Annotated in this window: 10 protein-coding genes and 3 pseudogenes; 9 read left to right on the top strand and 4 right to left on the bottom strand. The window is 59.1% G+C overall.

Annotation, left to right across the window (positions count from 1 at the left end; all coding sequences use genetic code 11):
• Nucleotides 1-53: 53 nt before the first annotated feature.
• The gene (locus tag KR541_RS36490; RefSeq protein WP_089487668.1) at nucleotides 54-791 is read right to left on the bottom strand and encodes a response regulator transcription factor; all 738 of its coding nucleotides are present in this window, start codon (nucleotides 789-791) and stop codon (nucleotides 54-56) included.
• Between the two features lie 478 nt (nucleotides 792-1,269).
• Here KR541_RS36490 and KR541_RS36485 point away from each other — a divergent pair, with 478 nt between their 5' ends.
• The 5 genes from KR541_RS36485 (at nucleotide 1,270) to KR541_RS36465 (ending at nucleotide 7,505) form a co-directional block, all read left to right on the top strand.
• Entirely contained in the window at nucleotides 1,270-3,009 is a 1,740-nt protein-coding gene (locus KR541_RS36485) for a hypothetical protein (RefSeq protein WP_125380584.1), read from the top strand.
• A 214-nt stretch (nucleotides 3,010-3,223) separates the two neighbouring features.
• Nucleotides 3,224-5,086, top strand: coding sequence for a clostripain-related cysteine peptidase (locus KR541_RS36480; protein WP_226136174.1), 1,863 nt, complete (start codon nucleotides 3,224-3,226; stop codon nucleotides 5,084-5,086).
• 342 nt (nucleotides 5,087-5,428) lie between these two features.
• Complete coding sequence (locus KR541_RS36475; protein ID WP_089487680.1) at nucleotides 5,429-6,583, top strand: glycosyltransferase; 1,155 nt, start codon at nucleotides 5,429-5,431, stop codon at nucleotides 6,581-6,583.
• Complete coding sequence (locus KR541_RS36470) at nucleotides 6,574-6,723, top strand: hypothetical protein (RefSeq protein ID WP_175810067.1); 150 nt, start codon at nucleotides 6,574-6,576, stop codon at nucleotides 6,721-6,723. The genes KR541_RS36475 and KR541_RS36470 overlap by 10 nt, the downstream gene beginning before the upstream one ends.
• A 23-nt stretch (nucleotides 6,724-6,746) precedes the next feature.
• On the top strand, nucleotides 6,747-7,505 hold the full coding sequence (locus KR541_RS36465; protein WP_089487671.1) for a polysaccharide deacetylase family protein: 759 nt from the start codon (nucleotides 6,747-6,749) through the stop codon (nucleotides 7,503-7,505).
• A 3-nt stretch (nucleotides 7,506-7,508) separates the two neighbouring features.
• Here the strand turns inward: KR541_RS36465 and KR541_RS36460 are convergent.
• Nucleotides 7,509-7,658 (bottom strand): annotated as a pseudogene (locus tag KR541_RS36460) (IS3 family transposase); the annotation flags it as partial.
• On the opposite strand from KR541_RS36460, the pseudogene KR541_RS36455 reads away from it, so the two are divergent.
• The 3 genes and pseudogenes from KR541_RS36455 to KR541_RS36445 form a co-directional block, all read left to right on the top strand.
• Nucleotides 7,651-7,989, top strand: a pseudogene (locus tag KR541_RS36455) (integrase core domain-containing protein); the annotation flags it as partial. The pseudogenes KR541_RS36460 and KR541_RS36455 overlap by 8 nt on opposite strands.
• Nucleotides 7,990-8,071: 82 nt before the next feature.
• Nucleotides 8,072-8,329, top strand: a pseudogene (locus KR541_RS36450) (transposase); the annotation flags it as partial.
• Between the two features lie 257 nt (nucleotides 8,330-8,586).
• Nucleotides 8,587-9,537: an IS481-like element ISBcen26 family transposase gene (locus KR541_RS36445; protein WP_089487672.1), complete on the top strand. Its 951-nt coding sequence runs from the start codon at nucleotides 8,587-8,589 to the stop codon at nucleotides 9,535-9,537.
• A gap of 90 nt (nucleotides 9,538-9,627) precedes the next feature.
• On the opposite strand, the gene KR541_RS36440 is transcribed toward KR541_RS36445, so the two are convergent.
• Nucleotides 9,628-10,332 (bottom strand): IS110 family RNA-guided transposase, encoded by a 705-nt coding sequence (locus KR541_RS36440; protein WP_175810128.1) that lies wholly within the window; start codon nucleotides 10,330-10,332, stop codon nucleotides 9,628-9,630.
• A 154-nt stretch (nucleotides 10,333-10,486) separates the two neighbouring features.
• Here KR541_RS36440 and KR541_RS36435 point away from each other — a divergent pair.
• Nucleotides 10,487-11,574 (top strand): IS3 family transposase gene (locus KR541_RS36435; RefSeq protein WP_085962303.1). Its coding sequence is split into 2 segments (ribosomal slippage): nucleotides 10,487-10,748 and nucleotides 10,748-11,574, totalling 1,089 coding nucleotides; the frame shifts between segments, so codons are not numbered across the junction.
• 846 nt (nucleotides 11,575-12,420) lie between these two features.
• Here the strand turns inward: KR541_RS36435 and KR541_RS36430 are convergent.
• Nucleotides 12,421-13,293, bottom strand: coding sequence for a slipin family protein (locus KR541_RS36430; protein WP_089484717.1), 873 nt, complete (start codon nucleotides 13,291-13,293; stop codon nucleotides 12,421-12,423).
• Nucleotides 13,294-13,392: the final 99 nt, after the last annotated feature.

Raw genomic sequence — 13,392 nt, 5'->3', positions numbered from 1 at the left:
AATAATATCCGGCACCAAACAAAACAGACCGATTCGCAAAGTATTGCACTGCGTCATACATCGAATTGCTTTATCCGTGACTCGTTTGGGGAAGCGCCGAATCGTTTTCGGTACGCCGTCGAGAAATTCTGCCGGGTTCCATATCCCACTGCCTCGGCGATCGTCTGGATGTCGATAGTCGTTTGTGTAAGCAGGCTTGTCGCATATTGCATGCGCGCTTCGAACAGGAACTGCGAGACCGTCATGCCGGTGCATCGTTTGAAGACCAGGTTCAACCGCAAAGTATTCGTGCTCAACGTACGCGCGAGAGACGGAACGGGAGATGCCTCGTGAAGACGGGCAAGTAGATGGTAGCGGGCATCTCGAAACAAGCGCGTATCCAGCGTATCGCCCGGACACGCGGCAGTGTTTTTGCCGCATGCGTAACGACCTGCACGCGCATGGATGCTGAGGCGCAGGTGAACCTCCTTCAGATCGAAGGGTTTGGACACGTAGTCGATGGCACCTAACCGTAGCCCTTGTACGCGCTCGGCGGGTTGGCCGGCCGCCGTCAGGAAGCAAATCGGGATCGCGCGCGTATCTGGAACAGATCGTAAAAGGCGTGTGGTAGTCAGGCCGTCGCATACCGGCATGCCTACATCCATCAGGATCAGGTCGGGAATAATGGCCAGCGCCTTGCGAAAGCCGTCCTGGCCGTCGCATGCGACAAAAATGCGGCAACCGATGCCGCCGAAGTACTCCGCCAGCAGCAGTCGATCGTCAGGATTATCGTCAATGATCAGGATCCGCATTCCGGAAATGTCACTGGAGCGTGATCGTTCAATTGCTTGTGGCATGTAAATTTCGCAATCGATTGGCGAGAGAGTCCGATGGCTTTATCTACCCGGAGCGCCGGACTGTTTACGGGCGAGATTTCTCTTCTTCCGGGTTAACGGCAACATCCGCCGCTAACTTGAGCTCGCAGTTGATGGTCGGCTCCTTGGAGCACCGAGTGCGACCCCAGTTCGCCCTGGATCTCGGCATCCCGTCGCCAGCCCTGTTCTCGGACGAAGATTTTATCGAGCCCGGCAAACCTTAGCGACAGTCTTTCAAAGGCCTGACCCCCACTTGCATATTCCTCCGCGGTATCGTCCGCTCCAACGATGTGGCGACTACTCCACATCCCGCAACCGAATCGATACTGCATACGCCGCTTGCGTCGCAAGTCGATGGCGAGTCGGCGAGCGGCCAATCACCGACGGGGAAGCTATGCGAATAGCGCATCGAAAAATGGAGAGAATTTCGACAATGAAAAATGAGAGGTCAACGATCCTCTGTACGCGGGTTTTAGGTGTGGGGCTGTTGACCAGTGCGGCATTGGCCGGCTGCGGCGGGGATGCTTCTCCGAATGTGCAGGCTTCAGCATTCCCGACCTGCAGCAGTACCGCTCACGTTCCGAGCGTCGACGGATATCCGGTATACAGGGTACAGCCAGGGAATGTCGACAAATGCTCAATAGCTGCGCATTACGATGCCGGCTATGCAATCGTGGCCGACGGCGATGTCGACATCTGGGGACCGACCGACGATATGCCGGTCTTCAAGGTCGATAGCGGCGTCGCCGCAATGGAGCCAAGCGGCACAGATGGCATCATCAGCACGGTACCGGTAGCTTCATCGATCCCTGTCGCCACGAAGAGCGAGCAGTCGTCGGGCTTCATCCTGGCGAAATCCGCCGTCGACGGCGCGCCGGTAGAGTGCCAGATACAGGACGGCACCACGGACGGGAACGGCATCGATCGCTGCCTGGACCCGGTTCGGGCGAGCCAGGCGCGGCAGCGTCTGACAAAATCCGCAGTGCAGTCGGCTATGGTGCGCGCGACGGTGGACTCTCCGGCGGGCATCGCCGGCAATGCCAATCCCGACCCTTCCGCATGGACCCTGCTCGGCAACAGCTCGCAGGAAGTCAGCCTAGAGTCGTACACAGACAATTGGTGGCAGTCCGACCAAAAAGCCGGCAGCGCGAAACTCCAGTTTTCGTTGTATCGCCTGAATTCAAGCACGCAGAACGACTATTACCTCGTGAAGGCGAACTGGGAAACGACGCCGCAACCACGCATCAATAAGACGCATCCGACGCGCAAGGATGCGTGCGTAAAGGGCGACTACTGCGGTTATTACAACAACCTCCATGATATGGCATTTTCCTTGTCGGTCATCAGGGGCGGTGTGGTGATCCCGGGGAATGTCGATAATTACATGCCCAAAACCGTCGAGAGAAACACCACGGTGACGCAAAAAATGGGCGGATCTCTTTCTTTTGGAGACAAGGGTATAACTGCGTCGGTAAGCGGCGAAATTGCGACTTCGTATACTTATTCTGCACAAAATCTGATTTCGTCTTCCGAACATGGCATCGCGGAATTTATTTCTTCCCATGCGACATCGGCCAGTGATATCTGGAAAACCGATCCCACTACCGTCGGCACGGCCGGGACGGTTGCCTGGGTATTGTTCAGCGTGCCCGAGGGAGATCCCGCCGTCGAAGAGAGCGTGCAGATCAAGGTTTCGAAATTCGAAGGCAACTTCGGTCTGAGGGCCGACAATGACCTGATATCGAGAACTTATCTGTACGACTACAAGCTGGCCAAGCCTTACACCGTCAGCTATTCCACTCCGGCATTCGGTGTAAAGGTTCTGAACGACGACGGCACGACCCGACCAGTCCCTGCCGGACGTAATAACGCGATACGCCTGAAGGCGGGGGAATCCACGGAGCTGCAGATTTCCGCGGGCGATTACTCCACGCCGATCAGGCTGGCTTGGCAAGTCACCAATTTGCCTGACTGGCTGGTGGCGTCGGTCGAGAAAGGCAGCGTCAACAGCGGCAATGGACGTGTCACCGTCACGGTGCGGCCGAACGCGACACCGGGCGTGCTCGGCTACGTGATGATCAATACGAGTCCGCGTGCGGCCGCGGCGTCGATGCGCAACCAGGATATCGCCGTACCGATTCAGGTCGTCCAGTAACAGGCGGGGACATCGATCGTTCGCATTTGCCGAACGCATTCGCAGGCGAAATATTTCCGGGATTGGCTCGATCATTACGAATATTGACCGAGCTATCTGAACACGTGTCCAGTTTATTAATAATGAACCGGTCGCGCGGCAAAATATCACTGAATAAAAATGTCGTTCTCCAATTTGGAGTTCGAATTCATTGTTAAAAAATGGAGTAGATATCGTGAAATCGTTATCAATGAAAGTGACGGCATTCTCGCTTGTCGTGTTTCTGGCATCGTGCGGTGGCGACGATACAGCGTCGCCCCAACCCAAGCCCCAGCCGCAAGCCGCTACCACCGTGATGGTTTATATGCTCGGCTCCGATCTTGAGAGTGGTGGTGGAAACGACGAGGCGGGTCGAAATGCTACGAAGAACCTCGAAGAGATGTTGAAGGCAACCCTGCCGCCCAATGCCAATATCGTGATCGAAACCGGTGGTGCGAATGTCGTCAACGACCCCACCCGCCTCGTGCCGAACTGGATCAATGTAAAGCGCCATGTCATTGCCAACGGTAAGCTTCAGCAGGTCGCGGATCTGGGCAAGGTCGATATGGGGGCGCCGTCAACCCTGTCCGACTTCATTGCATGGACGAAAAGCAAGTACCCGGCCGGCAATTACAAGCTGCTGTTGTGGGATCACGGGGGCGGCTGGACGGGATATGGTGGCGATGAGAATTTCAACAAGTCGCAGATGACATTGCCGAATTTGTCGAAGGCGATTGCGGACGGCGAGAAAGCGGCGAATATTCGCTTTGATCTGATCGGCTTCGACGCATGCCTGATGGCGACGGTTGAAGTCGCGAGCGCGCTGAGCCCATATGCCGACTATCTCTTGGCGTCGCAGGAACTCGAACCCGGCAGCGGCTGGAACTGGACTACTGTCGTGGCCTCCGCGACGCAAGACGCACGTACGTTTGGGAAGTCGGTTGCCGATTCGTACATCGAGAAACAGGACGGCGAGCGGGAATTCAGTACGCTCTCGTTGATCGATCTGAGCAAGATCGCTAACGTTCAGACTACCCTCGAATCATGGACGGGAACCGTGCTCTCGGCGATTTCCGGTTCGGATGACAGTTGGGCCCGGGTCGCCTGGATGCGGGCGACCTCACTGGGCTTTGGCGGCAATGGTAGCGGCACCGACAGTAACCCGTCCCTCGATCTGGTCGATCTGAAACAATTCTCCCGGAACATCGCGGACAAGGTTCAGGGTTCCGTTGCGCTGGCCAATGCGATCAGTCAGGCGGTGGTATATAGCAACACCAGTGCGAATTACAGCAACGCGTCTGGCCTGTCGGTCTACTTTCCGTCTCGATCGTTCATATCTGGCGCAACACAGTCACAGTATCAGGCGATCGATTTTTCGCCGAAGTACCGCGATTTCACAAGCAAATATATTGCCGCCATCGCGTCCAAGCCGCATATCAGCGATATCAATGCAGTCGTCAGGGGAGGGGCGATTACCGGGAGCGTCTCCAGTGACGCCGGGATTCTTTCTCTCGATAATCTTCTTTTTTCCAATGTCGGAACGGATGGTACGGCCACACTGGTAGGCAGCAGCCCCCTGCGCGAGATAAGTGGATTCAGCGCATCGCAGTCGTTCAATGTGCCGCTGTCGGGCGACTGGCCCACGCTCGATGGCTACCCGGTGATTCTCGGCTATCTCTATGCTGACGATAAGAATAAATACTGGGGTGTTCCCATCGAGCTGAACGGAGAGCTGACCTATCTCCTGTATCAGCTCAACGACGATCCTGCCGATGCGGCGCCGCAGTGGACTGCGGTGGGCACGACATCCTCGCTCTCGGATCGCGTACCCCGACTGATGCCGTTACCGGCCGCGGACGACAAGGTGCGCATCCTTGCCGTAAAGCTCGACACGACGACAGGGAGGGCAACCGATCTCGTTCCGGCGACGCCCGTGTTCAGCCTGGCGAATTTCGATCTCCAGTTGGCCCCGGTGCACGGAAGTTTGAGCCAGGCATTGATGGCGACCGATTCGACATGGAATGTCAAGCTTACGGACATTTATCCGCGCAACCCCTGAGCTGAAAAGTGTGGTGCGGCCCGCCGTAAGCCGAATGGTAGAGGCGGGCCACGTGCCTTAAGCGAATCCATGTATCCACCATTGATGTGTAGCAGGGTATTTCTGTGCCACGGCAGCTGGGGTGTCCAAACGCAAATAGCATTTGCTTTTGGACACGCAAAGTTTTTGTAACGGGTATCAGACTCCGAGACGGCCCCGCTTCACGTATCTGTCACGTCTCGCGTCGTTCCCATGGTGAATTGGTAGCGCGCAAATGGCGTTATTGACAAGTTTGATGGTGAATCATTCATTGTCTGAATCTTGGGTCCTGTAATGTGCACTGGTGAATAGGTGCTACGCATGATGAACATTCTGTACACCAACTTCCACGGCGATTACGGCGGCGGCCAGGACACCTATGTCCGCGATCTCGCCGTCGCGATGAGCCGCCATCACCGCGTGACCGTGGCGTCGCCAGAAGGCAGCCGCCTGTCGCGACTGCTGAAGGACAGTCCCGACGTGGCGATCTTCGACATGGAATTCAAGCCGCGCTGGAACCGGCTGTGCCGGGAGATTCTCAGGCTGCGCCAGCGGATCGCCGCCGAGCGCTTCGACGTGATCCACGTGAACGGGTCCGCCGATCACCGGCAGGTGATGCTGGCGCTGCTCGGCTGCCGGTATCGGCCGGCGGTCGTGCTGACCAAGCACAACACCTATCGCGCCGACAGCTTGGGCAACCTGCTGCGTGCCCGGCTGGCCACCGACCACACGATCGCGGTCAGCGACTACGTCGCCAGCATGCTCGCGCTGCGCTCGCCGTACGGCAACGTCACGGTCGTCAAGCACGGCGTGCGCCGGCCCGCTGCCGAACGACTCGCGGCCGACGAAATCCGCCGCCGCAAGATCGCGCTGTTCGGCGCGTCCGGCGCGGATGCGATCGTGCTGGGCAGCAGCGCCGGCACAGCGCCCGAAAAAGGCTGGATGGACCTGATCGCCGCGCTCGGCCGCCTGCCCGAAGCCGAGCGCGAGCGGTTTCGCGTGCTGCTGGTCGGCGCGGAGCCGTCCGGCGAGCAGCGCGCGCAACTCGCGCGGCACGGCATGGCGTCGCGCACCGCGTTCACCGGGCGCCTCGACGATGTGCGGGCGCCGTTCTCGATCATCGACGTGTCGTTCGTGCTGTCGTACCACGAGAGCCTGTCGTATGCGTGCCGCGAAGCGATGTCGCTCGGCTGCCCCGCGATCGTGACGCGCGTGGGCGGGCTGCCCGAGAACGTCGAACCGGGCGTGGACGGCTGGGTCGTCCCGCCGCGCGAGCCCGCGGCGATCGAAGCGATCCTGCGCGCGATCGTGCAGGAACCCGGCTGCGTCCGTGCGATGGGGCGCAGCGCGCGGCTGAAAGGCAAGCGCGAATTCTCGTTTGACGCGTTCGTCGACGCGACCTTGTCCGTTTATCACGAATCGATTCGGCACAACCCCTACCGCTGGGTGACTTCATTGATATCTACAAAATGGCAGTGAATAAGTACCGGGACCTGCACCACAAGGAGCCGCTGGCCTACTGGAATGCCGCACCGATCACCGCGCGGTGGGCCGCCACTGCCGATTTTACTGAGGTCGGAGACTTCAAGACCATGCGGATTTTCCGCGAGGCTGCGTAATCCCGCCTTCCTGCGATCCGCCGATGCTTGCGCTCACCCCACGTTATCCGATCCTGACGTATCACCAGATCCGCCAACTACCGCCGACGACCGACCGGCTGCGCAGCCTGAGCGTCGCGCCCGACGCATTCCGCCGCCAGATGGCGCTGTTCAAGCGGCTCGGCTACCGTGGCCTGAGCGTGCGCGAACTACAGCCATACCTGCGCGGAGAGCAGCAGGGCAAGGTCTTCGGCATTTCGTTCGACGACGGCTTTCGCAACGTGCTCACGCATGCGATGCCCGTGCTCGACGCGCTCGGGTTCACCGCGACCTGCTACTTCGTCGCCGGCCGGTTCGGCGGCGCGAACGACTGGGATGCTGGCGCGCCGACCAAGCGCTCACCGCTGATGACCTGTGAGGACATGCTCGCGTGGCGCGATCACGGCCATGAAATCGGCTCGCATACGCTCGATCACGTTGCGCTGTCGTATGTGCCGACACCTGTCTCGGCATTTCAATTGACCGAATCGAAGCGGCAACTCGAAATGCTGAGCGGCCAATGCGTCGAATCGTTCTGCTATCCGTACGGCGATCTCGATGCGCGCGTGCGCGATGAGGTCATCGCTGCCGGTTACGGCAACGCGACGACGACCCGGCGCGGATGCGCCGGTGCGAACGACGATCCGTTTTTGTTGCCGCGGATTCCGGTCGCGGGCGGGGTCGGGGCTACGAGGCTGTGGTTCAAGTGTGTGCGGGTATCGCTAGGTCAGGGCGCAATGTTTCTGTCGCGTCGAGAAGTGTAGTGGTCAACTCATTCCGGACACTGCGTTAAGTTTTTCTTCCGCGACAGCCGGTGCCAGTCCGTCATTGAACTGATGCGGCCGTATCCAGTTGTACCGGTGCATCAGGTAATGACTGATGTCCCGATGTGCTTCCTGCGCCGTCAGGTATCCCAAGGCGGTGCGAACATACCAGGGCCCCGAATTTACGAGCCGGGCGCTTGACCAGTGGGCGTATGCGAACGGCGTCACGCTGAAGTTGATTCAGGCGGGCAAGCCAACGCAGAATGCGTACATCGAATCGTTCAACGGCAAGTTCCGCGACGAATGCCTTAACGAGCACTGGTTCACGACACTCGCGCACGCTCGGGCTGTCATCGCGGCATGGCGTCAGGACTACAACGAGCAAAGGCCGCACAGCGCACTGAACTACCCTGCGCCGTCAGAGTTTGCGGCGAAACATCGGGCAACCGCGGATGCTCCTGCCGCTTTCCAGGAGTTGGTTTAAATGACCCTAGCCCACAAAACTGTCCCATTTGGAAGTTGAAGATTCCGGCATGACGTTGTCATCGAGACCAGGAGGTCATGCCGTGAAGAAGAGCAAGTTCACCGAAGAGCAGATCGCATATGCGTTGAAGCAGGCCGAGCTGGGCACGCCTGTCGCGGAGGTCTGCCGCAAGATGGGGATCAGCGACGCGACGTTTTACAACTGGCGGACGAAGTACGGCGGGCTATCGCCCTCAGAGCTGCGCCGGCTGAAGCAGCTTGAGGAAGAGAACGCGAAGCTCAAGCGGCTCGTGGCCGATCTGTCGCTGGACAAGGCCATGCTGCAGGATGTGCTGTCAAAAATGTATGGTCCGCCCCGGCTTTGCAAGGCGAGCGTTGTCAATCCGACGCATGTCAGTTTGCGTAAATGTATCCGGCCTCTCGCGAGTCGAACGCTTTTGGCGTTCAGGCCATGATGAGATCTGCGCGTACCGTTCCTAATAAGTTGGCTCGGGCTTCCTAGCTGTGAAGCTTCAATAGGTTGTATCGATGGTTCATCCGGACTGAGTCTGGGAGACTGGAAGTCGCCAAACACCCAACCTTCCAGGAACCCAGCCGGATGAACACCCATAAGAATGCCCGACTCACTTTCGCACGTCGACTTGAGATGGTTCAGGAGATCACCGAATCCGGTTCGAGCGTGTCGCAAGCGGCGGCCGATCACGGCGTGACAGCACCGACTGTGCGCAAATGGCTTGGACGCTACCTAGCCGGCGGTGCGGTTGCGCTGGCTGACGCTTCTTCTCGACCGGCTCGCTCTCCACGCGCCATCGCCCCGTCGACGGCCTTACTGATCGTGGAATTGCGCCAGCAGCGCTTGCTGCAACGTCAGATCGCTCGACAGGTGGGAGTGTCGGCCTCGACCGTCAGTCGGGTGCTGGTGCGTGCCGGACTGTCTCGGTTGAGCGACCTGCAACCGCGTGAACCGGTTCAGCGCTACGAGCACGAGGCGCCGGGCGATTTGCTGCACATCGACATCAAGAAGCTTGGCCGTATCGCGCGTCCTGGCCATCGTGTCACCGGCAATCGGCGCGATACAGTGGACGGCGTTGGCTGGGAGTACCTGTTCGTCGCAGTGGACGATCACGCCCGGATTGCCTACACGGCAATGCATCCAGACGAGACGAAACGCAGTGCCGTGCAGTTCCTGCGCGATGCAGTGGCTTGGTACGCCGGACTCGGCGTGCGTGTGCATCGCTTGCTAACCGACAACGGTTCGGCGTTTCGCTCACACGAGTTTGCGCGAGCCTGTCAGGAACTGGGTATCCGGCACAAATTTACGCGGGCGTATCGTCCGCAGACCAACGGCAAGGCCGAACGCTTCATCCAGTCAGCGTTACGCGAATGGGCCTACGCATGGACATACCAGAGCTCGGCCCATCGCATCGAAGCCTTGGCGAGTTGGCAGCACCACTACAACTGGCATCGTGCCCATAGCGCCATCGGCGGCGTTGCGCCGATGGCCAGACTTCCCGCGTCGAGAAACAACCTCTTGACGCTTCACACCTAGCCCGCTTTTTTGACCAAGGCTTACAGCACGCCAGTCAACTGTTGCGTCATCTCGATTCCACGTCCCTGCAAACTTGAGGTCGGTTCGGTTCTAAAAGCGAGGATCCATTTTTTCGTACAGGGCCCCCGGACGCGTGAGCACAACCCACGCGACGCGAGCAAGTTTGTTCGCCAGCGCTATCACGACCTTGTTGTGATGCATCCTGCTCTCGAGCGTATCGATCCATCGCCCGAGCCGATCTCTTGAGCGATCCAGATGCATCAGACAGGACTGAGCGCCCAATACAAGTAGGCGGCGCAGGTACGTGTTGCCGCGTTTGCTGATGCCCAAGAGCGTTGGCTTGCCGCCGGTCGTATGCTGACGCGGAACGAGGCCGATCCACGCAGCCAAGTCACGTCCGCTGCGGAACTGCTTGCCGTTTCCAACGGCTGCGCACAGAGCGCTTGCCCCAAGCGGGCCAATTCCCGGAATCGTCGTGAGGCGCTGTACAACGTCATCGTGCTTGGCGGAGGCTTCGATCTGACTGGAAAGTGCGATGACGCGCTCATCGATACGCAGGAAGTCAGACCACAGATCCGTTAGCAGCTGTCGCATACTCGGCGTCAGATCGTTGGAATCGTCCGCGAGAATGCGAATCGCATCGCGTCGGAACATGCCGATGCCGGTGTGGATTTCGCATCGTTCGCTCAACGACGACCGACGAAGTGACATCTTTCCTTCGCAAACGGTGACAACTTTCCTTTGGTCTACGAGTTTCGCGAGCGCGGCCCTCTCTAGGGGATTGACAGCTCCCACCGCGGCGATCGAAAAGCGGTGCGGTCATCGTTGCGGCGCCCTGTGTTTCTGGCGCGGGCGAGGACATGCCGGTGGGCGGATTCATTGGGGGTAATCCCCCCGCAGAACCGGCGGGATCAGAAGTAGAATTTTCTCGTTGAGGGAGTTCTACAGAATGAAGAAGTCGAGATTCACGGACAGCCAGATCATGGATGCGCTCAAGCGCGTGGAGGCGGGGCTGGCGGTACCGGACCTGTGCCGGGAACTGGGCATCAGCACGGCGACGTTCTACAAATGGCGCTCGAAATATGGTGGCATGGATGTGTCGCTGATCGCACGGATGAAGGAACTGGAGGCTGAGAATGCCCGGCTGCGCAAGATGTACGTCGAGGAGAAGATCAAGGCAGAGATCGTCGCGGAGGCACTCGCAAAAAAGGACTGAGGCCATCTCGCCGGCGCGAGATGGCCAAGCATGCGGTGTCCAGTCGAGGCGTGTCGATCCGGCTGGCATGTGAGGCGTTCGGGATCAGCCAGACTTGCTATCGGTACGCCAACGTGCGCGATGCCGAGAACGACGAGATTGCGAACTGGCTGCTGCGTCTGACCGACAACCACCGGAACTGGGGCTTCGGGTTGTGCTTCCTGTACCTGCGCAACGTGAAGGGCTTCGGCTGGAATCACAAGCGGGTGTACCGGATCTATCGCGAGCTGGAGTTGAACCTGCGGATCAAGCCGCGCAAGCGGCTGGTCAGACAGGTACCTGAGCCGCTGGCGGTACCGTCTGCCGTCAACCAGGTCTGGTCGATGGACTTCATGCACGACCAACTGGCCGATGGGCGCAGCATCCGGCTGTTCAACGTGATCGACGACTTCAACCGCGAAGCGCTCGGAATTGAGATCGACTTCTCCTTGCCGTCGGAGCGGGTGATCCGTGCGCTACGGCAGATCATCCGTTGGCGTGGCAGGCCGAAAGCGATTCGGTGTGACAACGGCCCCGAGTACCTAAGTGCAGCGATCACCGAATGGGCCCGGCAGTACGACATCAAGCTCGACTACATCCAGCCGGGGAAGCCCCAGCAGAATGCGTATGTCGAGCGATTCAACCGGACCGTGCGATACGAATGGCTGTCGCAGTACCACTGGGAAGACTTGGACCACGTGCAGCGCTTCGCGACCGACTGGATGTGGACTTACAATCACGACCGCCCGAACATGGCCCTGGGCGGATTTACGCCGAAGCAGCGGCTGGCCATGGCCGCTTAGTTTCTACTTCTGAACCCCGTGGAAAACGGGGGGATTACCTGCGGACGCGTTGTACTAGAAAATCGACGATCGCGAACAATTCACATGCAGCGCGTCGACACGCTCGCTTGGATGCTAATTTTATAGACCGTCTTGATGCTCCGGCTCATGGACATCGAGGATTGAAGGTGACACGATCGCGGCGCGCAAGACAAACGCGGTGAGCTCGCGCGCCCGCTCGGCATCGATCGTTCGGGGTAACCTTGATTTCCGTGGAGTTCTCCGGTTAGAGCGCACTAGACTGCATGCGGGTTTGCGACCCAGCCCCATTAAATATTGGTTTAAAATCAAATGATTGTTGTCTGGGTGCCATGCTGGCGGGTTCGAGGCATACCGTCAAACAAACCGTGAATAAGAAATGAAAGCCCGGAAAAGGGCGCGCGAGTCGCCCGCAAGGTGATGCACCGTCATCGCAGTGCATGTCGGGTCAGTTGCCGACGCGAACCAGGCGAACTTCGTAGCAGCAGTCGCATGGCGCGTCGGCGGCACCGTCTCGGTGACGAACCAGATGCAATTCGAGGATCAGCCTTTGCGATATGAGCGCGGCCACTACCTTCTTGCCATGACACGTTCACGCAGGTTCAGCAATCGACGCTATATCAGGATCGACGGCCGATCTGGAATGAGTGTCGGACTGACCTTCGCCGCGACCATCCCCGCGTTGTAACGTGGTGAAGCGATTTCTGCCTCCTGCCCATGGTGGAGTATTCGCAACAGACTCGTCATCAAATTGTCGGTGAACCCCGTTCTGGCAATGTCCGGGCGATCTGTGCAAGGCGTCGCAGGGGAGTGAATACGAGCTAGCGATTACGCCGCTGTCTTGAGCGCAGGCACGGGCGCGGCGCCCGCCGCCTCATGCCCGGCAATCGCAAGCGCGAGCACAGGATTCAGGCTGTCCACCATGGCACTGGGAATCAGGATCGTCGCTCCGCGTTCCTTCGTCGTTTCGTAGATGATGTTCATCGCCCGCAACTGAAGCGCACCTGGATGATTTTCGTAGACCTGCGACGCTTCGACGAACTTGGCGGCGATTTCGGCCTCCGCCGAGCCGAGGATCACCCGTGCCTGCTTTTCGCGCTCGGCTTGCGCCTGGCGCGACATCGAATCCTGCAGCGCGACCGGGATCGCGACATCGCGGGTCTCGACCGAGCGGACGGTCACGCCCCATTCCACGGTCTTTCGGCCAATCTCGTCGCGCAAATGCATGTCGGCCGCCTTGCGATCCGACAACAATGCAGCCAGCATCGATGCCCCGATCATTTCCCGCAGGGAGGTTTGTGCAACGCGGTCAATGGCTTGCCGGTAGTCGGTGATGGCGAGCGCGGCTTTCTGCGCGTCATGGACGTGCCAGAAAATCACGGCGTCGACGTTGACAGGAACGGTGTCTTTGGTCAGCGCTTGTTCGGCGTTGAAGGCGGTGGTTTGAATACGTTCGTCGATGATCGCGACAACGTTGTCCAGGATTGGAATGATCATGAAGAAACCGGCACCCTTGACGCTTTGCAACTTGCCAATCCGAAGGATCACGAATTTTTCCCAGACGTTGGCGACCCGCACGGACAACGCGATCAGGACCGCGACGATAAAAAGGGAGACCGCGAGATACAGGTAGCCCCACGCGCCGGCGGCGAATGCCGCGAGGACGAACGCAGCCGATAAAACGAGTGTGATGGGATTCATGGTGAGGCTCCGTTTGGGTGACAACGACCTGTCGGATGAGCGATGAAGCGCGCCGCATTCAGGTCGTCTTGGGCATTCTGGCAACAGGGACAGAGGCCC

This window comes from Burkholderia sola, assembly GCF_905400185.1.
Classification (GTDB): Bacteria; Pseudomonadota; Gammaproteobacteria; order Burkholderiales; family Burkholderiaceae; genus Burkholderia; species Burkholderia sola.
Note: the sequence above shows the minus strand (reverse complement) of the source record. Positions and strands in the feature narration are given on the sequence as shown.

Coding starts and splice junctions, on each gene's coding strand:
- KR541_RS36490 (WP_089487668.1), bottom strand. CDS start 791: ATGCGGATCCTGATCATTGACGATAATCCTGACGATCGACTGCTGCTG.
- KR541_RS36475 (WP_089487680.1), top strand. CDS start 5,429: ATGAACATTCTGTACACCAACTTCCACGGCGATTACGGCGGCGGCCAG.
- KR541_RS36465 (WP_089487671.1), top strand. CDS start 6,747: ATGCTTGCGCTCACCCCACGTTATCCGATCCTGACGTATCACCAGATC.
- KR541_RS36430 (WP_089484717.1), bottom strand. CDS start 13,293: ATGAATCCCATCACACTCGTTTTATCGGCTGCGTTCGTCCTCGCGGCA.
- KR541_RS36445 (WP_089487672.1), top strand. CDS start 8,587: ATGAACACCCATAAGAATGCCCGACTCACTTTCGCACGTCGACTTGAG.
- KR541_RS36470 (WP_175810067.1), top strand. CDS start 6,574: ATGGCAGTGAATAAGTACCGGGACCTGCACCACAAGGAGCCGCTGGCC.
- KR541_RS36485 (WP_125380584.1), top strand. CDS start 1,270: ATGGAGAGAATTTCGACAATGAAAAATGAGAGGTCAACGATCCTCTGT.